Below are 20,518 nucleotides of genomic sequence, written 5' to 3'. Positions count from 1 at the left end.
CATCTTAGGAACCGGACCGGATCGCAACAAGCAGCTAGACTGCGCGCCATTTGTGCATGCAAAGCACCGATCAAAGGGTTAGTCCGGCTTGAGCGGCGCTAGACTGCGGAGCATGCGAAGCGCAATGTCCGACCCGATGCCCGACCCGTTCGTCTCGCGCGGTCATGTCGTGAAGGCCGACTGGATCGACGCCTACGACCACATGAACATGTCACGCTACGTGGCCTTGTTCGACGACGTCACGTACGACCTCCTGGACCGTGTGGACCTCGGTCTGGCCTACACGAGGCGTGCACGACACGGGCTGTTCATCGTGGATGCCCGGGTGCGGTTTCTGCGTGAACTGCGGGTCGGCGCCCCGCTGGAAGTGACGCTTCGGCTCGTCGGTGTCGATCACGTCCGGGTGCACATGTGGCTCGAGCTGCGCAGTGAAGGCGTCGACGGGGCCTGCGCAACGCAGGAGCAGATGGGCCTTCACGCCGATTTGGAGACGCGGCGCACGGTGCCGTTCCATGAGGCGGCGCGCGCCCGGCTGCAGCGAGTCGTCGCCGAGCATCGTGCCGAGCCGGCGCACGCCGGCCGGGACCTGCTCATGCGTTGCAAGAATGCAGCGTCCGGCTAGCCGAGCATGGCACGTCGCAGGCTCCCGCCGCTGCTGCCGATCAGGGCCTTCGAGTCCTTCAGCCGCACGGGAAGCGTTCGGGCGGCGGCGGAGGAACTTCTCGTCTCGCACACCGTCGTATCCCGCCATATCCAGAACCTGGAGCAGGCCGTCGGGATCCCGCTCGTCCAGAAGGACGGACGCGGTCTGAAGACGACCCGCGAAGGAGAGCGCTTTGCCGCCAAGGCCAGGAAGGCCTTCGACCTGCTCGAGGAAGGCACCGCCGAGCTCGCGCACGGACGCGGCGATGCGATCCACATCTGCTGCATGGTGGGCCTTGCCAGCCACCGCCTACTGGCTCGTCTGCCAATCCTCGAAGCCAGCCTCGGCAACACGGAAGTCATCCTGCAGCCCGCCATCACACGACCCGACTTCGATCGCGACGAGGCCGATGCCGAGATCGTGTTCTTGGAGCAGCCTGAAACACGCGACGGGCTTCGCTCGGAGCTGCTCGTGCGGCCCCGGGTGATTGCCGTCGCAAGCCCCACGTTGCTGCGAAGATGCCCGCCGGTTGCTTCCGCCGGCGACCTGCTGCAGCTCCCGTTGCTGCATGAGAAGTCCACCGTGCTCTGGGAGAACTGGCTCCACGCTCACGGCGTCACCGACGTTCCCCGCCTGCGCGGACCGCGCCTTTGGCAGGGGCACCTGACCCTGGAGGCCGCGCGCCTCGGACAAGGCGTGGCCCTCGTCAGTGACCTGATCTGCTGGGACAGGCTCGAGTCCGGAGAGCTCGTCGAGGCAATCGAATCCACCTTTCAGATGGGCGGCTACTACTTCGTGGCGCCGGCGGCAAAGTGGAACGATCCCACGCTGACCACCGTGAAGCGCTGGCTCGCCGCGACCCTGTCCGTGCCACCAGCCGGCAACGTGCGCCCAGCGCCGCGCAGCGCAAGCCTTCCGCGGAAATCCTGATGCACGGCGCGGTCATTGAGGGATGCGGGCGCCCTGGCGTGTCGGCGGCGGCGGTGGCACTGGGCAGAGCCTGAACGCGAACATCCTGCGCAAGTGGGCGATCAACGCGGAGATCCCGCGACCGCCGAAGTCGAAGGCTGGTGGACAGACGGGGCCAGTGGAAGACGTTCCCATGCCCGGCCCGACGCTCGCCCCGCTGGCGCTGCCAGCGCCGAGAGTCGAGGGAGAGATCCGCATCGAGCTACAGCGCGGCGGACGAAAGGCGCAACTCAGTCTGTCGCGCAGCGACAGTCCGCCGTCTCAACCTGTGCGTTCACGTCGCACGACCTCGACCGGCCTGCGCATCGTGCGCGCGTCGCCTGGAGCGATGCAGCTTCCTCCAAGATCCTGCGCAACGGGGTGCCGAGGATGATTCGATCCGAGGGACGTGCCCGGCAAACGCTCATCTGCTCGCTCAGCGTGGCCTTCGCGCGATGAAAGTAGCGCGCGACCGAAGCTGCCGAGCAAAGGCGATGGTTCACAGCCAGGCATCCGACCAGCGCCCGCCCTCTCGCCGCCATGGCGCTTGACTCCGCGTGCAGGTTCGGCGGGCTCGCGGCATGGATCTTCGCGGAACTCCAAGTCGCGAGCAGATCCAGCGCGCCGTCGACTCCGTAAGTGCCGCCGGCGGCAATCAGCATCGCTGCGGGAGCGTCCACCGCCTTCGCCATCGTTTGACGCGGGCCCACGCTTCCCGTGGCCAGTTCCAAGCCTCGTGTGAGTTCCCATGCGCGCCATTCCTGCTCGGACGGACGGTACTTCATCCAGCGACGCAGAGCCACTCGCGCATCGGGAACCGTCGTCCCAAAGTGGTCCAGCATCGGCCGAGCGTTGAATCCCCTGCCCGTCGACAGCCCCGAAGCGATGCGCAGCGCTCCGTGGGGATAGTGAGTCGGCGTCGAGCACAGTCCCAGCACCACCGCGCGCCAGGCGAGCATCCGAAACTCGTTGCGCAAGGCCTCGACGGAGTGCAGAGGCTGAGCCCGATAGGGGCCGGCCAGTACCGGACTTCGAACCGGCTGCTCTTCTCGCACCCACCTGGACAACACGTTGCCGAACGCGCGCGCGACTCCACCGACGGATTCGCCGGGGGAAATCCACGTGACGGCGTGGATTTCCGTCGGAAGCAGCACGTAGTCGATCAGCACCCTGCCCTCGCGCTCATGGGCGCCAATCAGGCGCCCCCTGATCCGATCGACCAGCGATCCCCGATCGTCTGCGTGGGCGAAGAACTGCCTCCCCACCGCGGCCTGCCAGCACAGACTCCATGCAGTCGGCTCGACCACCCGATCCTCGTCGGGAGAGATGGCGGGGCGCATCACCCATTGACGAACCCGGCGGTGCCTCACTCATCCCCAAGTTGGCAATACCGCCACGTACGTTCGGTCGAGCAAGCCGAGCGTTGCGCATTCCTCCCGCCGAACGAGTAGGGCATCGTTGTCAGGCGTCGCGGCGTGTTCGAACGGCGCCCAGGCCGCGCTGCGGATGAATCCCCGTGGACGAGCGAGACCGAACGCCTGCAGGGATCCGCGCGAGCCTGTGGACCGAGAGGATCGAGCAGACTAACTTGCACCTGCCCGAGGCCGACCCGGCCGAGGGTGGTCACAAACCTCAACTGACGGAGTAGTCATGAACGAAACATCTCAAACCGAAGCGGAACTGCAGGTCGTCGAACTGGGCGACGCGAAAGAGGTCACCATGGGCGTGCCCCAGCCGCACCTCCACGAGGAAAACCCCGCGATCCCGGGTCAGTTCGCCTGACGCCTGAGTGAGAAGGACGCGCGACGCCGAAAGCAGCGCGCGTCCCCATGGGCTGCGCGAAGCGCCGGACTCGAACCTGCTGTCCGGCACGGCGCCCCGACTCCGGCCCTGCGGCCCGAGACGAGCCAAGGCTCACATGCGATGGCGTGCCAGTGACTTGCTCGCTGGCCCGCGTGCCTCACCGTCCGCCAAGCCATCCAGGTCAGCCCGCGGCTTCCGGGAATCGCCCGGGCTCGGCCACCTCGCCTGCAACGTCGATGACCGCATGCCACAGGCATCGTTTCAGGAGACATCCATGCGCACCGAGACTTCGGGTCAACGGCTGGGGCTTGCGCCGCACGTTCGCGCGTGTGCGAGTGACGGGCAGGTCATCCTGCTTGACTTGCGCAACGGCCGATACGTGGGCATCGGCGGCGCACGGTCCGGCGCACTGGCCGATCGCGTGGACGGCTGGCCACGGAGCCCGAACGCGCTGCGCGAAGGCGCCACTTCCACGGCGGCGAACCAGCTGGTGGCGAGCCTCCTGGCGCGAGGGCTGTTGGCGGATACGCCGTCGCAGCGGCCGCCGCAGGCCACGGTCGAGGAGGCCACCACGACACTCGACGCCGAGCATGGCGTCACGAATGCCGGCATCGGGGCGTGGCGCCTGGCACAGTTCCTTCGCAGCGCCGCGCAGACGTCCTGGTGGATGCGTTGCCGTTCGCTCCAGGCGATCGCGACGGCAGTGCAGGCCCGCCGCGACCGGCTACTGCCAGTGTCGGATTCGAGTTCGCTCGCTGCGGCACGGACCGGAACCGCGACGTACGCGCGGCTGCGGCCTCTCGTCCTCACCGCTCACGAAAACTGTCTGCACGACTCGTTGGCGCTCGTCGGCTTCCTGGCGTCGCAGGGCGTGTTCCCGCGATGGGTCATCGGCGTGAAGACCCGCCCGTTTGCCGCCCACTCATGGGTTCAGATGGGATCGATCGTGCTCAACGATCAGCACGAGACGGTCCGACAGTTCCGTCCGATCCTGGTCGTGTAGCCGAGCCGGCGCACATGTTTCGCTACGTCGGTATCTCCTGGAACGACAGTCAATCGACGACCTCAGTCAGGGCGCGACAGCTCGCCGCGGGTCTGGAGAAGCGTCCCGGTTGGAACACGGCCTTGGTCCATTCCGGACTGCAGGTCTACACCACAGGAACGCGGCCGGACATCAATGGTGTCTATCCGCTGCCGGGCGGACAGGGTGTCGTTCTCGGCAGACTTTTTCGGCGCCGCGACCTGCGCTCGCCGCTCGCAGCGGACGTCACGCTCACCAGTGCCGAGGGCGAGCAGATCGTGCAGAGCAACGGCCGCGCGCTCGTGCGGGACTTCTGGGGTCGCTACGTCGCATTCTTCGGAACTGCAGATGGCACGACCTGCGTGCTCAGGGACCCGAGCGGGACGCTGCCCTGTTTTAGGATTCGCCACGAGGGCGTCACGATCGTCTTCTCCTGGCTCGAGGATGTTCTGGAGATGCTCCCCGGCGTCGACGCACCGCGTGCGAATTGGGACGCCGTGGCCGCATTCATCCTGCTCGGCGCGCTCGGTGGCCGAGAGACCGCCCTCGACGGACTGTCTCAGATCCTCGCGGGCGAGGCACTCGACCTGCGAAACGACGCGTCGACATTCCTCTGGAGCGCCGTCGACATCGCGCGGTCTCCGACCGCGCACAGCGCCGCCGAGGCCGAGGTCTTGTTGCGTGAGGTCGTGCGCTCATGTACCCGCTCCTGGGCCGCGTGCTACGAGACGATCCTCTTTCGACTCTCCGGGGGCGTCGACTCGTCGATCCTCTTGAGCTGTCTCGCACCTGGCGCGACGCCGGCGGATGTCCTCTGCCTCAACTTCCACTCGCCCGGCTCCAACAGTGATGAACGCGAGTACGCACGACTGGCCGCGGGGCGGGTCGGACGCGACCTGATCGAGCGCGAACGCAACCCGGACTTCCGCATCGAGCCTGTTTCGAGGGCGGCACGCATGCCCGTTCCGATCAACTACATCGGCTGGATGAACGCGACCATCGACGCCAGGTTGGCCGCGGCGCACTCCGCAACGGCGCTCTTCACCGGCGCAGGTGGCGACCCGCTCTTCTTCGAGTTTCGACGCTGGTGGCCGGCCGCCGACTACCTGCAGGTCAAGGGCTGGGACCGCGGCGCCGCGGCCGCCGCGATGGATGCGGCACGGCTCGGCAGGGTCTCGGTCTGGAGAGCCATCGCGCTCGCCATGGCGGAGCAGGTGTGGCCGCGCGTTGTCGCGCGCGAATCGTCGAGTCCATCGGGCGGTCTCTACGGCGAAGCGCTCCGAAACACCAAGCTGCAGCAGGAGCGTTTCGTTCATCCGCACCTGCTTCGCCCGGGTCTGCCCGTCGGCAAGCACATGCAGACGGCGTCGCTGATGCACCCGCTCGGGTACTACGACCCGTTCGAGCAGGCCCTGGCTCCGGAGCTGGTCAACCCGTTGCTGTCGCAGCCTCTGATCGAGTTGTGCCTCGGGTTGCCCACGTACCTCCTGACGCAAGGCGGCCACGGCCGCGCACTCGCGCGACGCGCCTTTGCATCGGAGATGCCTTCCCGGATCGCGGCGCGCCGGTCGAAGGGCGGCATGGAGGAGCACCTGAAGGATGTTCTGGATTCGAATCTGGAGTTCGCACGCAGCGTGCTGATGGACGGCCAACTCGTTCGCCGCGGCCTGCTTGACCGCGCTGGCGTCGAGGAAGTTCTCTCCGGAAGGCCGACAGCGCTTCCCGGATCGCTCGGCCACATTCATGCCTTCATCGGCATCGAGCTGTGGCTCGCACGCTGGCCGCGGTAGCGGCCAGTCAACCGCACCGAAAGACAGGCTGCATGTCTTCGTTCGTGGACCTCGCCGCCGCGCTGCGCGTGCTTCACGCCGACATCGATCGAACGGTGGCATGGCGGCTGGGAGCGACCGCCTTGCTCGTCGTGGCAGGAGGCCTGCTCGCAGGACTCGCGCCGCTCGCGCTCAAGGGCATGATCGACGCAGCCGGCCAGCCCACTGCGCACGGTCAGACGTCGCCCGGCACCACCTTGGTGTTCGCGGCCGCCTATCTCCTCGCACTGTGCAGCGGTCGGCTCCTGACCGAGCTCCGCCCGTCGCTCATCGCCACCGCGGAGCAACGCCTCTACGCACGACTGCGACGGCGGTTCTTCGCACATCTGCTGCACTTGCCGCTGGCGTTCCATCGCGACAGGCAGAGCGGCGCACTTGCCCAATGCCTTCAGCAAGCGATCCTGGGCTACCAGATCATCATCTTCAACCTCGTCAACAGCGTCGTGCCGGTCCTGGTCGAGATGGTCACAGTGACGGTCGTGCTCTTTTCTCTCGGAGAGCCGGCGCTGATGACGACCTTCGCCGCGACCGCCCTCGCCTACCTGGCCGTCCTGCGGTCTCGTGGTGCCCAAATCAAGAGCAGTGCGCGCGGCGTCTCCGAAGCCAGCATCGACGCGAATGGAATGCTGATGGACGGTCTGCTCAACGTCGAGACGATCAAGTGCTTCGGCGCAGAAGGGACCGCACGCCTTCGCTTCGACAGGGCCACGAGCTTGCTGGAACAGCGGTGGTCGACGTTCCAGCGGGAGCGACTGAGCGTGGGGCTGACCGTGGCAGCGGTCTTCGCCCTGTCGATGACCGCTCTGCTCGCGGTCGCGGTTCATGCGGTGCTGCACGGGACGCTGTCGGTGGGCGGTTTCGTCCTCGCGAACGCCTACATGCTGCAGATCGCCCGTCCGCTCGAAATGCTGGGCACCGCGGCCCGCGACCTGTCGCAGGCGGTGGAGTTCATTCGCCCGGTGCTCGACGTGTTGAGGGAGGTCGGGGAGGCACCTGATGACTGCGAACGCTTGCCGGCCGCCTGCGTGACCGACGACATCGGTGCGGAAACCGCGCGCGACGCGCCGACCGTCGACCAACGCGGTGCTCTGAGTCTGAGCTTGCGAGACGTCTGTTTTGCGTACGCCGGCGGGAACCCTGTGCTGAACGGACTGAGCCTGGACATCGCGGCCGGCAGCAGGGTCGCCATCGTGGGCGCGAGCGGCTCCGGAAAATCATCCCTGATTCGACTCCTGCTCCGCCTGGAGGAGCCGCAAGCCGGCAGCATCACGCTCGGCGGGCTGGCCATCGACACGCTGTCCGCCCGCGAAGTGCGCAAGCGGATCGCAGTCGTGCCACAGGACACGATGCTCTTCAACGAGACGGTGGCCTTCAACATCGGCATCGGAAAGTCGAACGCGGCTCGTTGGGAGATCGAGCGTGCCGCCCGGATCACTCGGATGCACGCGTTCATCTGCTCGCTCCCCGCGGGCTATGAAACGGTTGTCGGCGAACGCGGACTCAAACTCTCGGGCGGAGAACGCCAGCGCATCGCCATCGCGCGAGCGGTCCTCAAGGATCCGGGAATTTATGTCTTCGACGAAGCGACGTCGATGCTGGACAGCGCGACCGAGACGCAAATCCTGCGAAACCTGCAGGAGATTTCCGCAGGGGTCACGACGGTCACCGTGGCCCATCGGTTGTCCACCATCCAGGATGCCGACGAGATCGTGGTCCTCGGGGGCGGAAAGGTCACCGAGCACGGCGACCACGCCTCGCTGCTGGCGAGCGGCCGCGAATACGCCGCACTGTGGCGAGAGCAGCTGGGTGCGCACTCGCCGTGAGAAGCGACAAGTCAACCCGTGGGCACTCCAACCGCGCCCTACCCGCGCGCGCTTCACGCAAGGCAATAGTTGCTCTGGCGCGACCGTCAAATCAACGACTGGGCGTCGACCGCGCCACACGACGCACCAGCTTCTCATGAGTTGATGCGACTGGCGTCCGACGGCCGCCAAAGTTCCTGACTCTCTACCGCTCCCTCCAATCCAGTGCGATGCCGGCCCGCCCTAGCAGCCTACCACCAAGCTGCCACTCGTGGGTGCCGGCAGCCGGCCACTGGACGAAGCCGCTCTCGCGGCAACGCTTCGTCGCTGCGTCGGTGAGTACCCGAGACAGTCGTTCTGCCAATGTTGTCGAGCGAGGCAATCCGCCTCGTTCATCAACAGGAGCAGAACCATGGAATTCCGGACTCCGCCCATCTCCCCGCTACGCCAACGCATGTTCGAGGACATGCGCATGCGCAAGTTTCAGCCGCATACCCAGACCGGCTATATCCGCGCGGTACTGCGGCTGACGCACTTTCTCGAACGATCGCCCGATACCGCCACCGCCGATGACCTGCGTCGCTTCCAAGTGCACATGGCCGATGACGGCGCGACACCTTCGACGATCAACACGACACTCAGCGGCCTGAAGTTCTTCTTCGAGGTCACCGTCGGCCACGGCGACGTCATGGCCAAGGTCGCGCCGGTGCGCTTGCCGCAGACGCTGCCCGTGGTGCTCAGCCGCGAGGAGGTCACCCGGCTGCTTGGCGCCGTCACGAACCTGAAGCACCATACCGCGCTGTCCGTCGCGTACGGCACCGGACTGCGCGCCAGCGAAGTGATCGGCCTCAAGGTCACCGACGTCGACAGCCAGCGCATGACGCTGCGCGTCGAACAGGGCAAGGGCCGCAAGGACCGCTACGCCATGCTCTCGCCGCTGCTGCTGGAGCGGCTGCGCAACTGGTGGCGGGTGGCTCACTCGCAGGGCAAGATCCTGACCAACGGCTGGCTGTTCCCGGGGCTCGATCCGATGGACCCGCTGAGCGTTCGTCAACTCAACCGAGCCCTGTGCGAGGCCGTCGACATCGCCCAGATCGGCAAGCGTGTCTCGATGCACACGCTGCGTCACAGCTTTGCAACTCATCTGCTCGAACAGAAGGTCGACATCCGCGTCATTCAGGTGCTGCTGGGTCACCGCAAGCTGGACACGACGGCGCGCTACACCCATGTAGCCACCCGGATCCTGCACGAGGTCGTCAGCCCTCTCGAGAGACTGACGCCCATGTAGGCCTCTGGCGTGGCGCACCCCGCCCTGGAGGTCGCCGACATCTTCCGCATCCACGGTCCGGCCTGGCGTCAGAGTCAGCGCGGCCACTTGAGCCTGGGTCAGCTCAAGGTGATGTCGGCCATCGAACAGTGCCGCAGCGCGGCACTGGGCGGTCATGTCTTGCGTTGCGAAGGCTGCGGAGTCGACCAGGTCTCCTACAACTCGTGCAGCAACCGGCACTGTCCGAAGTGCCAGACGGTGCGGCGCAGCGCTGGCTCGAGGCACGTCAGAGCGACTTGCTGCCGGTCGAGTATTACCACGTTGTGTTCACCTTGCCGGGGCCGATCGCCGACATCGCGTACCAGAACAAGGCCGTCATCTACGGGCTGCTGTTCGACGTGGCGGCCGAAGTGCTGATGACCATCGCGGCGGATCGCCGGCACCTGGGCGCACGCATCGGCGCCACGCTGGTGCTGCACACCTGGGGCTCGGCGCTGACCCACCACCCGCATGTGCACGGCATCGTCCCCGGTGGCGGGCTCTCACCGGACGGCAAGACCTGGATCGCCTGCAGGCCCGGCTTCTTCCTGCCGGTGCGAGTGCTCTCCAGGTTGTTCCGGCGCCGCTTCATCGAGGAACTCACCCGTGCCCACGAGAGCGGCGAACTGAGCTTCTTCGGCGAGCACGCGTCACTGGCCGACGCGCACGCCTTCGCCCGCTGGCTCGCCCCGATGCGCAAGTGCGAGTGGGTCGTCTATGCCAAGCGTCCGTTCGCCGGGCCAGCGGCGGTACTCGCGTACCTGTCGCGCTATACGCACCGCGTGGCCATCTCCAACAGCCGGCTGCTCAGCCTGGACGAGCGCGGCGTGACCTTCCGCTGGAAGGATTACCGCGCCAGGGGCGCGACCCGCTACAAGGCGATGACGCTCAGCGCCGACGAGTTCATGCGCCGGTTCCTGTTGCACACGCTGCCCAGCGGATTGCATCGCATCCGCCACTACGGCTTGCTGGCCAACGGCAACCGCAAGGCCAGTCTGGCGTGGGCGCGCGAACTGCTGGGTCAGGTCTTCGAGCTACCGGCCATGCATGACGACACCGACGCCAACCGCAGCGCACCGCCCTACATCTGTCGGCACTGCGGGGCTGCCTTGATCATCGTGGAGACGTTCACGCGCACTCACACGATTCGCGCGCCGCCGCCAATGGCGCGACCGCCATGACTCCGCTCGCGATCAATCCGATCGAACCGCCGCCGACTGTTCCACGCGACACGCCGGCGCGCCTCAGCTTGGCCTGGCCCCATCCGACCGGACCTCGTCGCCTCATCTTGCAATGCGAGGCCGCACCGACCAGATCGACCATTGCGAGTGGCGTGCCGCCCGACCGCACGCCAGCTGGCCGAAGCCATCCGACTCGCATCGGCTCGCTCGCCTCAATCCCCATAGGCATGTAGCGCCACCGAACCGGCTGCGGACTGTCTCGCGGCTTCCTCCCCTGGGGTTTATCCAACATCCGCCCTCACGTTGCGGTCCATCAACGCGTGGTCTCGTCGCGGGTGGATATCGGATAAACCTACACACGAGCAGTCACTGGCGGCCGACTGGTCACGGGGTGTTCAATCGGCCAAAGTTGCCGGCGTCGCTCATTGCTCCGACGGTTCTGTAGAGGACATGAATGTAGCAACTGGGTCGATCGTGGCGATGGTCACGCGACCGCCCATGCTGTTCGACTCCACCAGGGGTGGATTCTCGTTCAGACGGCCCAGGCAGTGGCTCAGGCGCGCTATGCGCTCCCGGGCCAGGACCGAGGTGGCAACAGTTCAACGACGACGGTCTCGGCCTCTCCTTGACCAGATCGCTCTGCCCGGACCTTTCGCAATGGCCCCGAACTGGCAAGCTGCTTTCTCCCGCGTCAGGGCGGCACTCGTGCGCCGCGGTCGCTCAGTGCATGACGCGGACGATCTGGTGCAGGAGGCCTGGGTTCGGCTGGCCTGCTACGAGCGCGAGCAGACCGTGGCCAAGCCCGAGGCGTTCCTGATGCGCACCGCGCTCAACCTGTCGGTGGACGCATACCGAACCTCGGTCAACCGTGGCGAGGAGGTGCTTCTCGAAGAAGTGGTCCTGGTCGATTCGGCGCCCGGCGCCGAGGCGGTGGCCTTCGGGGCCAACTACGGGTTTGACTGAACCAGGTGCTCTCGAAGTGATGCCATTGCTTCTCCGCTCGGCACATATCAGGGCATGCGTTACGAAGGCAGTAGCGCCCCGCATATCGACAAAGCAGCCGTGCCTGCGGACCGAATGGCCCGCGCGGCGTTGCAATTCCCGCACAGCGTATTCCCCCGTGACAACCGCGCGGCCGCGCTGAGGTGGCGAAGACAGCAACTCGGCATGTGGATAAGGGTGCCGCCGATCAGGACGTTGGCGACGTCACTCAGTCGCGCGCCCTGGAAGATCGGCTTGCGCAAACTCCCTCGCCGCCTTCAGCACATACAGCGGGTCGATCCCGCGAGGCATCGACAGCATGATGTTGAAAGCCTCCCTCCGAAACCCGATGTCATCGATCGGCGTGCCCCCGAGCCGCCAGTCATCGGCCAGCCCGCGCAGGTCGTCCTTCCCTCGAAGCACTTCGCCGCGATCGTCCTCGATGTCCAGCCGTCCGTTCTTGCTGATGTACTTGAAGTGCGCCGCAATGGCCTTCATCCCTCGGCCGCCGCCCGTGACCTTGACCATCACCTGAGGCGCACGACGTACGACGGTCGCCTCGATGCGCGCTCGGATCGCGTTTGCGCGCTGCCGCAGCAAGTGTGCCGGGAGCTTCGGCTGCGGTGCGACCTTCACGATCCGGTTGCCCGGATAGAACAACCGGTCGCCCCATTGGACGAGGACACCGTCGATGGAGCTGGGATCGGACATCACTTCTTATCTTTGGCGCCCAATGAGCGGTGATCCTTGGTTATCACTGCCCGCCTCGCCGGCTGCATCTGGGCCAACACGTCCCCGGCAAGCTTCAAGTGCCTGTCGATGTCGCCGGACAGCGTGTCGAGCATCGCTCGATACTCCTGCGCCGCACGCGATTCGCTTCGCCGCAAAAGGTCTGCCAAGTGACGAATGTTCCGGCTCAAGGTCGAGAGTTCGGAGCTCGATGAGATCAGTGCTGCCAGGTGATCACGCCGGCCACCCGACGAGAGCACGTTGACCCCATCGATCAACCCGGACAGGAATGCCGCGCGCGCGAGACCTGCGGCTTTCGCGCCCGCATCGAGTCGACGGACCTCGTTCGTCGTCAATCTGATTGACACCTTCAGCGTTCCCGATGGCACGTCCATGTCGACGGGTGCCCTCGACGCCTCGAGCGCAGCCTCCTCATTTGAAGGCAACGCTCGAGCAACCGCATCGCGCACGACGACCGACACACTGACCCTGCGCTCGCGAGCACGAGAGACCAGCGCGGCTTTCAGGCCGCGCATATCGACCGTGACGAAGTCATGAGGAACGGCGTTCATGAGGCAACGAATGAAGCACGCGAAGCGGGTTGTGAAATCGGCGGCGCGCAGCCTATCTCTGCACTCACCTTGAATTCATCTTCGTCGATCAATCGAGTCTCACGATCGATGAATTTCGAGCCGCGATTCATCGAATCGCCGACAGCCGTGGGCGCATCGCTGCTCGCAAGGCTCCGCAAAGCCGACGCATCGCGCCGCGAAGCAGCTTGCGAAGCGACGAAGAGCCGACGCAGGTGAAGCAGATGCGCGTCACATCCGCTCAAGCTCGTCGATCACGCGGCGCGCACGCGACCGAGAGGCGACGCGCCCCGTCGCGCACCAGTCTCGAACGCGACGCCGAGCCGCTGAATAAACGCCAGAAATCAGCGCGCCAGATCGCACCACATCGATCTAGATTGGTGGTGTCGCCATCACAACCAGTCGCAGGCCTGCCGTGGAACTGCAACCCAAGCGCCAGCCCGGACGCGCCGACCGCAAGGCGGCGGCGTATGCCGTGGAGATCGTGCGGCTGCGCGGCGCGGGCTACACCTTTGAAGCGATCCGCGAAGCACTGGCCGATGTCGGCATCCAGTTGAGCACGAGTGCGTTGCGACGCGAAGTACGCCGCCTCCGCGGGCGGTCCCGCACGTTCCTGTCCGGACCGCCGTCCGGGCCTCGACCCACCGCTGCGAGCGCGGTGAGCACCCCGCCGGCAGGGTCGCCGTCGGGACGGCCTCGCGCCCGCGGCCACGACGTCGCCGAAGCCTTCTTCAACGCCCACCCCAGCAACCCGCTGGTCCGTACCCAGGAGGTCCCATGAAACTCGCCGTCATCAACTTCTCTGGCAACGTCGGCAAGAGCACGATCGCCCGCCACCTGCTCGCCCCGCGCATCCCCGCCTGCCAATTCGTCGCGGTGGAAAGCATCAACGCCGACGACGGCAAACCCATGACGATCCGGGGACGGCAGTTCGCACAGCTGCAGGAATACCTGCAAACGGTCACTGACCTGGTCGTCGATGTCGGCGCGAGCAACGTCGAAGACCTGCTCGCGCTGATGCGCCGCTACAGCGGCAGCCACATGGACTTCGACGGATTCGTCGTGCCGACCGTGCCGGCCCGCAAGCAGCAACAGGACACGGCGGCGACGCTGGCCGAGCTGGCGCGCATCGGCGTGCCCGCGCAGCGCGTCCGGCTGGTCTTCAACCAACTCGACGACGACAGTCCGATCGAGGCGGTCTTCGACACCCTGCTCGCCTACTGTGCGGCCTCGGGGCACTCGCAGCCGAACCTGGCCGCGTGCCTGCGCTACAACGAGGTCTACGCGCGTGTTCGCGGCACCGATCAGTCGCTGCTCGAATGGGCCGCGGACACGACCGACTACAAGGCCGAGATCGCCAAGGCGACGGCGACGTCCGACAAGATGGCGCTGGCGCAGCGGCTGGCGACCCAGCGCCTTGCCCGCGGCGTCATCCCCGAACTCGACGCGTGCTTCGCCGCGCTCGAGTTGGAGCCACTGGCGACATGACAGGGCCCAACACGGCGCGCGAAGCCCTCATCGTCGAGGCCCTCGGCGATGTCGCGCGCATGCTCGACCGCGTCGAATCGCTGTCATCGTCGATGGAAGAGGGTCGATTGGCGCTGGCCAACGCGAACGCGGAACTGCGTGATCGCCTGAAGGCATTTGAAGCGGGCATGGCATCACTCACGCAGCAGGCCAAGGCCAGGGTGATCGAACACATTGTCCAGCGCACCGGCGAAGCGGCCAGCGTGGCGATCGAAACACAGGCCCGGGCCATGAACGCCGCGGCGCGGCTGGCCTTCTCGGCTGAGGTCGACTCCAACCTGGCGCGACTCACGGCGACATTGCAGCAGGTCATCCGCCGCGTCGATCGACCCTGGGACCTCTGGCTGACACACGCCGCGACGGCTGCCGTATCGACCGCAATTACCTGGTGGGTCCTCGGCTCGTTCGCCTGCAGATGAAGCGTGCCGGTGTGATCGGCGTGCCGACTCCGGAATCGGGTGCAGCACGCCGAGCGGAGCGACGCGAAGCAAGCGGCGCTGGAAACCGGCGGCCTGCTCACGTCCTTCGCAGACGGTCGAGCGTCAGAGTGCAGCGTCTTTCAGCTTCTTCAGCGCGCGGGTCTTGATCTTCACGGTCGCGGGCTTGGCGGCGAACACACGCTCCACCTTCGTGAACGGATCGAGGCCGGTGCGCTTCTTCTTCGCCGGCACGTTGATCACGTTGACCTTGAGCAGGCCCGGCAACGTGAAGCTGCCGAGGCCCTTCTTGTGCACCGACGCGAGCATCGTCGCTTCCAGTGAGGCGATGACGGCCTTGACCGCCTTGGGCTCCACCGCTGCCGTTTGCGCCAGATGGGCGATCAGGCTCGTGCGATTGAAGGCCGTCTTGATCGGCTTCAGTTCGGCGACGGCCTTGGCCGGCGCGGCGGCCTTGACGGCCTTCTTCACGGGCGCAGTCTTCGCTGCGGCCTTGGTCGCGGCCTTCTTGGCCGGCACCTTGGTCGTCGTCTTCTTTGCAGTTGCCATGGGGTTCGAATGTCCTCGGGGGTCAGGAAAACGCCCGCGAACTGCGGACCGCGGGATTCTAGAGGGACACCGCGACCTTGCGAATCATCACCCAAACCATGAAGTCTTCATCCGGATGATTCGAACCCGCCAACTGTCAAGCTTGTGACGATTCCAATATTGGCGAACTACGCGGCACAATGGCGCCCATGCCAAACATTGCATCCGTCCTCAAATCCGAGATCACCCGAATCGCGCGCAAGGAGATTCGCGCCGAGGTCGAGGGCCTGAAGAAGTCCGTCAGCGCCCATCGCACGGAGATCGCCGCGCTCAAGCGTCGCTCCCAGGCGCTCGAGCAGGAACTGAAACGACTGCACAAGTCCTCCCCCAAGCCGGACCCATCGCCGTCGCCGAGCGACGAGCCGGGCAAGAAGTTGCGGTTCAGTGCCAAGCGTCTGGCTGCGCAACGTCAGCGATTGGGCCTGTCGGGAGACGCCGTCGGCCTGCTGGTCGGCGCATCGGGACAGTCGGTCTACAACTGGGAGGCAGGCAAGGCCCGCCCGCGCGCCAGCCACGTCGCGGCGATTGCGGCACTGCGCGGACTGAACAAGACCCAGGCTGCCGAGATTCTCGCTTCCCGCAAGAACGACAAGTAGCGCTGCCGGCCCAGTCGAGACGCGGCTCAAATCAAGACGACGACGCGCGCAGACCAGTGCGCTTCTCGCTCCCGTTGCGCCATTCCCACGGCGGCACCGGACGAGCGTCGGCCCAGAGTCCCAGTCGTTCGCGCCGCGCAACGACTTCCATCGCCTGAATCTGCGGGTCGGTCAGATACCGCGTGTAGGCCCAGGCCATGCCGGCACGCACCATGGCCGCGTTGGCGTCGGTGCCGGCGCAGATGACCCGAGCGATCGTCCGGCCGTACCGATCACGGGTCGAAGGACGGATCTCCGCCTGCTTCCTGAAGCACAGCGTCGACAGCAGTTCCTTGCTGCGCTGGCCGAATGGCTGCGCCTTCTCCGGCGCATCGATCTCGGCGAGTCGAACCGCGGTCTGCGGTCGATCGGGGCACCGGACCTTGATGGTGTCGCCGTCGCTGATACCGACGACCAGGCAAAGGAGTGCAGCTTCAATCATGGAATCCGGACGGTTGAGGAAAGTTGGAAGCGGTGTGCAACGGCGCACCTGTCATATGCTGTGGCCTTCGATCTCGCCCAGCCATCGGAGGCATCATCAAGACCAACTACGTCCTGATCGATTACGAGAGTGTGCAGCCTGAGATCGTCTCGGCGCTGAAGGATGAACACTTCAAGGTGCTGATGTTCACCGGGCCCAACCAGGTCCGCATCGACATCAACGTGGCCACTGCCTTGCAGCTGCTGGGGGCGCGTGCCGAGTACATCCGCGTATCGGCCGCGGGGCGCAACGCGCTGGACTTCCACATCGCTTACTACCTCGGGCGGCTCGCAGTGTCCGAGCCGGACGCGTACTTCCATGTGATCGCGGTCGACAAGGGCTATGACCCGTTGATCGAGCATCTCAAGAGCAAGGGGATTCACGCGAGCCGGTGCGCAGATGTCAACGACATCCCGATCGTCCGGACCTCCGGGGCGGCACCGGCCGACGACAAGCTCTCGATCATCCTGGCCTACCTGGTCAGGCGCGGCGCGCAGCGGCCCGCGTCCACCAGGACACTGAGCACGAGCATCGGCGCGCTGTTTCAGCCCAAGCTCGATGATGCCGAAGTGCAGACACTTCTCGCGGAGCTGCAGCGCAACGGTGTATTCGTCGCCAACGGCAGCAAGGTGGTTTACTCGTTGCCGGACTGAAGTCATGGAAGCACGCCCGGGTTTGCAACGAGCGACCATTCTCATGTGACCTCCGCCGTGAACGGTGAACCAGGCCAACGACACGTGCCATCCAACTCCCGACCTGCGGCCTCGATGGCCAACAGGTCGGGCCACGCGTGCCGGCCCGATCATCGGACCGACAACGCTGGCATTCAGTGCTGAATTTCGACTCAAATTCAGCACTGGGTGACCACGCAGTCGCGCGGTCGCGTGCTTTGTCAGGCCTTGAGCTTGCGCATTTCTTCGGCAAGAACCCACAGCGCCCGGTTCAGGTTCACGCTGCGGTCGATGCTGCTCACCGCGCGTGTCTGGATGCGCCGGCCTTGCGCGCTGCGGCCGGACTGACCTCCACGGATGACGTTCTCCTGCACTTTCTGCAAGGTGATCCACAGGCTGTGCCCCACATCCCCGAGCCGACGGGCCTCGGTCAATTGCTCGGCGGTGACCGGAGCCGGCCGGTGTCCACCGCCGTCCTCGACCGCGTGCACGCCGAAACGCAGTGCCAGCGCGGCCGTCGCGAAGGCGATCTCCTCGTGTGGCTCAAGCTGAAGCGCCTTCATCGCCTCGGTCGATTCGTCCACCGCTTCGAAGTCTTCGAGGACACGGAACGCTCCCTCGATCACGTCGTCCTGGACGTTGCCCTTGTGTTTGACGCGAATATCGTTCGAGACCTCACCAACGACCAGGCCGTTGCAGCAGGCGAAGCGGACCACGCCCGCGAGCATTTGATAGCAGCTCGCGCCGTCGTGACTGTTGATGAGGATGATCTCGTTCGCCTCGGCCTTGCCGATAACTTGGTCGGCGTGCCGCATACGGACCATATGCTTCGTGAAGTCGGTCTTGCCCACAATGCGGCTCTTGCTCTGCGCGACCATGAACGGCTCGAAGCCTTCCTTGCGCAGACCGCGCAGGACCTCGATGGTCGGGATGTACGTGTAGCGCTCGGACCGGCTCACGTGCTTGCCCTCCGCGAAGATGGACGGCGCGGCCTGCCGCATCTGGTCCTCGGCGAGTGGCGTCTCGCTGCGGACGACGAAGGTATTGCGCGCGAAGCGTGTGGCGAGACTCGGGGTGCTGTGAGATGAATACATGGTGATTCCTTGTCGATGCATGAGGTATTGAAAGGCGGGCCGGCACACACGCGCCCTGCCCGCTGGCGCTTCAGTTCGCTGCGGCTCCGCGGGCCTGCCCGCCCGTGCGTGGCGCGCGTCCCTGCCTCGCCTTCGGATCGGCTGCGCTGGCTTGCTCGCGTTCATAGGATTCGGCCCATTCCTGCCGGCCCTTGCGCGCCTCCGACTCGGCCTTGCTGTCGAGGTAGTCGAGTTCTTCGCAAGTGAACGACATTCCGTAGACCTGGCGGCCCTCGCCGTCCGTGTAGTTGTTATTGCGCAGGTGCCCGACGACGTTGACGCGCGAGCCCTTGCCGAGGTACTCGGCGGCGTTCTCGGCCTGCTTGCCCCACAGCGTCCACTGGATTGCGGTCGCCTCCTCGGCGCGGTCCTCGCCGGACCCTCGGCGCGCGTTGCTGATGATGGTCACCGTGCCCTTGGCGACCTCGCCGTCGCGACCCTTGACGACCTCGACCTTCACCGGCGCAGCCAGGCGAGCGTTGCGTTGTTCCACTCGTACCAAAGCCATGATGTGCTCCAGACAGAACGACCAGCCGGACACCGTTGTGGTGTTCCTCTGAACTGATCCTTCTGCTCGGACTTCCTCGCTCCGCCCGGGGGCGGCGGGGGTGGGCGATTGCCTCTTCCCTCACGGGAAGAGGTTGGAGATGGGTGGAGTCGAACGCAGCCGAAGCAGTGAGCCAGTTTCCCGGCCCACCGCTTGAAGATCCCCCCACAAGTCCCCCTCGTGAGTCGACGGGGGCGCAGCTGGGGGGAGCTCGGTGGGACGACTGGCGCACGCGCTGCCCCGCGTTCGGGCGACGCAGCGTCGCGGCCGCCGTGCCAGCCTGCCTGGCGCGGCGGTTGCAGCGCAGTCGCCCGCCCGGGCCTCGAGGTCCGGCGCCTCCGCAGCCGACGTGACACCAAGCGCAGCGACTGGCGCGGCGGTCGAGCGGACCGATCACGCATGCATTTCGCTTTGGTTGAGCGGCCCGGCTTCGGGCGTGGCGGGAGATCGGGGTGGCGATCTGGCGGGTGCGCAGCGATCGAAGCGCAGCGCCGCGAGCGAAGCGGCCGCCAGTTCGTCAAGCGCGCTCGTTCATGCGCAGCATGAAGGAAAAAAAGCGCGCGGGCCCCGGGCTCGGGATCGGGCCGCACGCATCGACGCTCGGTGCGAAAATGTCGCCTCGCAGATCTTCAGCAATCGACATGGCAACCATCCACGACACCCGTCCTCGCACCGAACCCCAGGAATTTGCCGAGCTCGTGCTCGACCTCGACTCGGATGAGACGCTCCCGGTTTGCCCGCGGCGCCGCGAAGGCGCGACCGACGACGAGGCTTGCGAAGCCTGTCAGTAGCCGCAGAGTGCCGGCACCTCGCGCGCCGGTCTGGATATTGCTCGGGCCTCATGGAGGCCCTTTCTTCTGTCAGAACGACTGCGAGCGGACGCGTCCGCCAGACCCATGATTCTTGTTGGACCGAGCCGCATCCACGGACAAGGGGCGTTTGCCGCCCGAGATTTTGACGAGGGCGAACAGATCGGCACGTACGAAGGCAAGCGCTACTCGGCCCGCCAGGTGAACCGTCGGTCGTGGGACGCAGGGCTCACCTATGTGTTCGGACTGTCGGACGGCTCGATCATCGACGCGGCCGTCGGCGGCAACTCGACGAAGCACCTGAATCATTCGTGCGCGCCGAACTGTGTAGCGTACGAGGAGGTCGACGCGAGCGGCGAGACCCATGTCGTCTTCTATGCGCTGCGCCCGATTCGTGCCGGCGAAGAGCTCTTCCTCGACTACAGCCTGGTCGTCGACGAGACAGAAGAGCCGAACGTATTCGGGTGCAGCTGCGGAACCGTGCAGTGTCGAGGAACGATGCTGGCCGCCACGTGATGGCCGCGTCCGGGCAGCCGCGCTACAGCCAGCCCCAGATTTGGCGGAGCCAGCGAGGCACCGAGCGGCGCGGCGGGTGGTAGTTCCGGCGCAAGGAGTTCATGGCGGTTCTTCCTCGAACTTACGATGCCGTGCTCGCGTCGCTCCTCATCGCGTCGACTCGCTGGCCGTTGACGTAGGCGACGCCGTCGACCACCTCGATGAGCATCGGACCGAAGCGGCTCTCCCACACGAAACGCTGCACGCCTTCGGTGGCCAGAGGCAGCGCCTCCTGGGGAGAGTCCTCGCGAAGCCGGAGGACCTCGGCGAACAGCGGCGCGTTCATCGTCGATCTGGATACT

Annotated in this window: 23 protein-coding genes and 1 pseudogene; 16 read left to right on the top strand and 8 right to left on the bottom strand. The window is 66.0% G+C overall.

Going from position 1 to position 20,518, the window contains the following annotated elements:
* Nucleotides 1–124: 124 nt before the first annotated feature.
* Both AC1DTW_RS18920 and AC1DTW_RS18915 read left to right on the top strand, forming a co-directional pair.
* A complete protein-coding gene (locus AC1DTW_RS18920; RefSeq protein ID WP_477982877.1) occupies nucleotides 125–622 on the top strand; it encodes a thioesterase family protein in 498 nt (165 codons plus the stop codon).
* 6 nt (nucleotides 623–628) lie between these two features.
* Nucleotides 629–1,573, top strand: a complete 945-nt coding sequence (locus AC1DTW_RS18915) for a LysR substrate-binding domain-containing protein (RefSeq protein WP_477982875.1) — start codon at nucleotides 629–631, stop codon at nucleotides 1,571–1,573.
* Nucleotides 1,574–1,842: 269 nt separating this feature from the next.
* On the opposite strand, the gene AC1DTW_RS18910 is transcribed toward AC1DTW_RS18915, so the two are convergent.
* Nucleotides 1,843–2,931, bottom strand: coding sequence for a transposase (locus AC1DTW_RS18910; RefSeq protein ID WP_477982874.1), 1,089 nt, complete (start codon nucleotides 2,929–2,931; stop codon nucleotides 1,843–1,845).
* 310 nt (nucleotides 2,932–3,241) lie between these two features.
* On the opposite strand from AC1DTW_RS18910, the gene AC1DTW_RS18905 reads away from it, so the two are divergent.
* From AC1DTW_RS18905 to AC1DTW_RS18875, 7 genes and pseudogenes are all read left to right on the top strand, one after another.
* Entirely contained in the window at nucleotides 3,242–3,373 is a 132-nt protein-coding gene (locus tag AC1DTW_RS18905; protein ID WP_477982873.1) for a rubrivinodin family lasso peptide, read from the top strand.
* 295 nt (nucleotides 3,374–3,668) lie between these two features.
* The gene (locus tag AC1DTW_RS18900; RefSeq protein WP_477982872.1) at nucleotides 3,669–4,397 is read left to right on the top strand and encodes a lasso peptide biosynthesis B2 protein; all 729 of its coding nucleotides are present in this window, start codon (nucleotides 3,669–3,671) and stop codon (nucleotides 4,395–4,397) included.
* A 14-nt stretch (nucleotides 4,398–4,411) separates the two neighbouring features.
* The gene (locus tag AC1DTW_RS18895; protein WP_477982871.1) at nucleotides 4,412–6,205 is read left to right on the top strand and encodes an asparagine synthase-related protein; all 1,794 of its coding nucleotides are present in this window, start codon (nucleotides 4,412–4,414) and stop codon (nucleotides 6,203–6,205) included.
* 32 nt (nucleotides 6,206–6,237) lie between these two features.
* Complete coding sequence (locus AC1DTW_RS18890; protein WP_477982869.1) at nucleotides 6,238–8,067, top strand: ATP-binding cassette domain-containing protein; 1,830 nt, start codon at nucleotides 6,238–6,240, stop codon at nucleotides 8,065–8,067.
* A 391-nt stretch (nucleotides 8,068–8,458) separates the two neighbouring features.
* Nucleotides 8,459–9,334, top strand: coding sequence for a tyrosine-type recombinase/integrase (locus AC1DTW_RS18885; protein WP_477982868.1), 876 nt, complete (start codon nucleotides 8,459–8,461; stop codon nucleotides 9,332–9,334).
* A gap of 9 nt (nucleotides 9,335–9,343) precedes the next feature.
* Nucleotides 9,344–10,533, top strand: a pseudogene (locus tag AC1DTW_RS18880) (IS91 family transposase).
* Nucleotides 10,534–11,190: 657 nt separating this feature from the next.
* A complete protein-coding gene (locus AC1DTW_RS18875; RefSeq protein ID WP_477982867.1) occupies nucleotides 11,191–11,496 on the top strand; it encodes an RNA polymerase sigma factor in 306 nt (101 codons plus the stop codon).
* A 243-nt stretch (nucleotides 11,497–11,739) separates the two neighbouring features.
* Here AC1DTW_RS18875 and AC1DTW_RS18870 read toward each other — a convergent pair whose 3' ends face one another.
* Nucleotides 11,740–12,225, bottom strand: a complete 486-nt coding sequence (locus tag AC1DTW_RS18870) for a hypothetical protein (RefSeq protein WP_477982866.1) — start codon at nucleotides 12,223–12,225, stop codon at nucleotides 11,740–11,742.
* Nucleotides 12,225–12,815 carry a hypothetical protein gene (locus tag AC1DTW_RS18865; protein ID WP_477982865.1) on the bottom strand — a complete coding sequence of 197 codons (591 nt, stop codon included), beginning with the start codon at nucleotides 12,813–12,815 and terminating at the stop codon, nucleotides 12,225–12,227. Before AC1DTW_RS18865 ends, AC1DTW_RS18870 begins: the two co-directional genes overlap by 1 nt.
* Before the next feature lie 433 nt (nucleotides 12,816–13,248).
* Here AC1DTW_RS18865 and AC1DTW_RS18860 point away from each other — a divergent pair, with 433 nt between their 5' ends.
* The 3 genes from AC1DTW_RS18860 to AC1DTW_RS18850 are packed head-to-tail and all read left to right on the top strand — an operon-like array spanning nucleotide 13,249 to nucleotide 14,779.
* Nucleotides 13,249–13,614 (top strand): hypothetical protein, encoded by a 366-nt coding sequence (locus AC1DTW_RS18860; protein ID WP_477982864.1) that lies wholly within the window; start codon nucleotides 13,249–13,251, stop codon nucleotides 13,612–13,614.
* Nucleotides 13,611–14,321 carry a StbB family protein gene (gene stbB, locus AC1DTW_RS18855; RefSeq protein WP_477982863.1) on the top strand — a complete coding sequence of 237 codons (711 nt, stop codon included), beginning with the start codon at nucleotides 13,611–13,613 and terminating at the stop codon, nucleotides 14,319–14,321. Before AC1DTW_RS18860 ends, stbB begins: the two co-directional genes overlap by 4 nt.
* Nucleotides 14,318–14,779, top strand: a complete 462-nt coding sequence (locus AC1DTW_RS18850) for a hypothetical protein (protein WP_477982862.1) — start codon at nucleotides 14,318–14,320, stop codon at nucleotides 14,777–14,779. Before stbB ends, AC1DTW_RS18850 begins: the two co-directional genes overlap by 4 nt.
* A 123-nt stretch (nucleotides 14,780–14,902) precedes the next feature.
* On the opposite strand, the gene AC1DTW_RS18845 is transcribed toward AC1DTW_RS18850, so the two are convergent.
* Complete coding sequence (locus AC1DTW_RS18845; RefSeq protein WP_477982861.1) at nucleotides 14,903–15,346, bottom strand: HU family DNA-binding protein; 444 nt, start codon at nucleotides 15,344–15,346, stop codon at nucleotides 14,903–14,905.
* Nucleotides 15,347–15,534: 188 nt separating this feature from the next.
* On the opposite strand from AC1DTW_RS18845, the gene AC1DTW_RS18840 reads away from it, so the two are divergent.
* On the top strand, nucleotides 15,535–15,981 hold the full coding sequence (locus tag AC1DTW_RS18840; RefSeq protein ID WP_477982860.1) for a helix-turn-helix domain-containing protein: 447 nt from the start codon (nucleotides 15,535–15,537) through the stop codon (nucleotides 15,979–15,981).
* A 31-nt stretch (nucleotides 15,982–16,012) separates the two neighbouring features.
* Here the strand turns inward: AC1DTW_RS18840 and AC1DTW_RS18835 are convergent, their stop codons facing one another.
* Nucleotides 16,013–16,510 carry a thermonuclease family protein gene (locus tag AC1DTW_RS18835; protein WP_477982858.1) on the bottom strand — a complete coding sequence of 166 codons (498 nt, stop codon included), beginning with the start codon at nucleotides 16,508–16,510 and terminating at the stop codon, nucleotides 16,013–16,015.
* Here AC1DTW_RS18835 and AC1DTW_RS18830 point away from each other — a divergent pair.
* A complete protein-coding gene (locus AC1DTW_RS18830) occupies nucleotides 16,495–17,154 on the top strand; it encodes a PIN domain-containing protein (RefSeq protein ID WP_477982857.1) in 660 nt (219 codons plus the stop codon). The genes AC1DTW_RS18835 and AC1DTW_RS18830 overlap by 16 nt on opposite strands.
* Nucleotides 17,155–17,393: 239 nt before the next feature.
* On the opposite strand, the gene AC1DTW_RS18825 is transcribed toward AC1DTW_RS18830, so the two are convergent.
* Both AC1DTW_RS18825 and AC1DTW_RS18820 read right to left on the bottom strand, forming a co-directional pair.
* A complete protein-coding gene (locus AC1DTW_RS18825; RefSeq protein WP_477982856.1) occupies nucleotides 17,394–18,266 on the bottom strand; it encodes a DUF932 domain-containing protein in 873 nt (290 codons plus the stop codon).
* A gap of 70 nt (nucleotides 18,267–18,336) precedes the next feature.
* The gene (locus AC1DTW_RS18820) at nucleotides 18,337–18,846 is read right to left on the bottom strand and encodes a single-stranded DNA-binding protein (RefSeq protein ID WP_477982854.1); all 510 of its coding nucleotides are present in this window, start codon (nucleotides 18,844–18,846) and stop codon (nucleotides 18,337–18,339) included.
* A gap of 539 nt (nucleotides 18,847–19,385) precedes the next feature.
* Here AC1DTW_RS18820 and AC1DTW_RS18815 point away from each other — a divergent pair.
* Both AC1DTW_RS18815 and AC1DTW_RS18810 read left to right on the top strand, forming a co-directional pair.
* A complete protein-coding gene (locus AC1DTW_RS18815) occupies nucleotides 19,386–19,643 on the top strand; it encodes a hypothetical protein (protein ID WP_477982853.1) in 258 nt (85 codons plus the stop codon).
* 105 nt (nucleotides 19,644–19,748) lie between these two features.
* Nucleotides 19,749–20,177 carry an SET domain-containing protein gene (locus AC1DTW_RS18810; protein WP_477982851.1) on the top strand — a complete coding sequence of 143 codons (429 nt, stop codon included), beginning with the start codon at nucleotides 19,749–19,751 and terminating at the stop codon, nucleotides 20,175–20,177.
* Nucleotides 20,178–20,298: 121 nt separating this feature from the next.
* Here the strand turns inward: AC1DTW_RS18810 and AC1DTW_RS18805 are convergent, their stop codons facing one another.
* Entirely contained in the window at nucleotides 20,299–20,502 is a 204-nt protein-coding gene (locus AC1DTW_RS18805; protein WP_477982850.1) for a hypothetical protein, read from the bottom strand.
* Nucleotides 20,503–20,518: the final 16 nt, after the last annotated feature.

It is taken from the genome of Rhizobacter sp. P5_A1, assembly GCF_056400745.1.
The sequence above is the reverse complement of the archived record's forward strand: the minus strand, read 5'-3'. Positions and strand labels throughout refer to the sequence as shown.

Bases quoted from the DNA above. Each gene is read 5' to 3' on its own strand.
- AC1DTW_RS18920 (WP_477982877.1), top strand. From the start codon at position 125: ATGTCCGACCCGATGCCCGACCCGTTCGTCTCGCGCGGTCATGTCGTG.
- AC1DTW_RS18915 (WP_477982875.1), top strand. From the start codon at position 629: ATGGCACGTCGCAGGCTCCCGCCGCTGCTGCCGATCAGGGCCTTCGAG.
- AC1DTW_RS18910 (WP_477982874.1), bottom strand. From the start codon at position 2,931: ATGCGCCCCGCCATCTCTCCCGACGAGGATCGGGTGGTCGAGCCGACT.
- AC1DTW_RS18905 (WP_477982873.1), top strand. From the start codon at position 3,242: ATGAACGAAACATCTCAAACCGAAGCGGAACTGCAGGTCGTCGAACTG.
- AC1DTW_RS18900 (WP_477982872.1), top strand. From the start codon at position 3,669: ATGCGCACCGAGACTTCGGGTCAACGGCTGGGGCTTGCGCCGCACGTT.
- AC1DTW_RS18895 (WP_477982871.1), top strand. From the start codon at position 4,412: ATGTTTCGCTACGTCGGTATCTCCTGGAACGACAGTCAATCGACGACC.
- AC1DTW_RS18890 (WP_477982869.1), top strand. From the start codon at position 6,238: ATGTCTTCGTTCGTGGACCTCGCCGCCGCGCTGCGCGTGCTTCACGCC.
- AC1DTW_RS18885 (WP_477982868.1), top strand. From the start codon at position 8,459: ATGGAATTCCGGACTCCGCCCATCTCCCCGCTACGCCAACGCATGTTC.
- AC1DTW_RS18875 (WP_477982867.1), top strand. From the start codon at position 11,191: ATGGCCCCGAACTGGCAAGCTGCTTTCTCCCGCGTCAGGGCGGCACTC.
- AC1DTW_RS18870 (WP_477982866.1), bottom strand. From the start codon at position 12,225: ATGTCCGATCCCAGCTCCATCGACGGTGTCCTCGTCCAATGGGGCGAC.
- AC1DTW_RS18865 (WP_477982865.1), bottom strand. From the start codon at position 12,815: ATGAACGCCGTTCCTCATGACTTCGTCACGGTCGATATGCGCGGCCTG.
- stbB (WP_477982863.1), top strand. From the start codon at position 13,611: ATGAAACTCGCCGTCATCAACTTCTCTGGCAACGTCGGCAAGAGCACG.
- AC1DTW_RS18850 (WP_477982862.1), top strand. From the start codon at position 14,318: ATGACAGGGCCCAACACGGCGCGCGAAGCCCTCATCGTCGAGGCCCTC.
- AC1DTW_RS18845 (WP_477982861.1), bottom strand. From the start codon at position 15,346: ATGGCAACTGCAAAGAAGACGACGACCAAGGTGCCGGCCAAGAAGGCC.
- AC1DTW_RS18840 (WP_477982860.1), top strand. From the start codon at position 15,535: ATGCCAAACATTGCATCCGTCCTCAAATCCGAGATCACCCGAATCGCG.
- AC1DTW_RS18825 (WP_477982856.1), bottom strand. From the start codon at position 18,266: ATGTATTCATCTCACAGCACCCCGAGTCTCGCCACACGCTTCGCGCGC.
- AC1DTW_RS18815 (WP_477982853.1), top strand. From the start codon at position 19,386: ATGCGCAGCATGAAGGAAAAAAAGCGCGCGGGCCCCGGGCTCGGGATC.
- AC1DTW_RS18810 (WP_477982851.1), top strand. From the start codon at position 19,749: ATGATTCTTGTTGGACCGAGCCGCATCCACGGACAAGGGGCGTTTGCC.
- AC1DTW_RS18805 (WP_477982850.1), bottom strand. From the start codon at position 20,502: ATGAACGCGCCGCTGTTCGCCGAGGTCCTCCGGCTTCGCGAGGACTCT.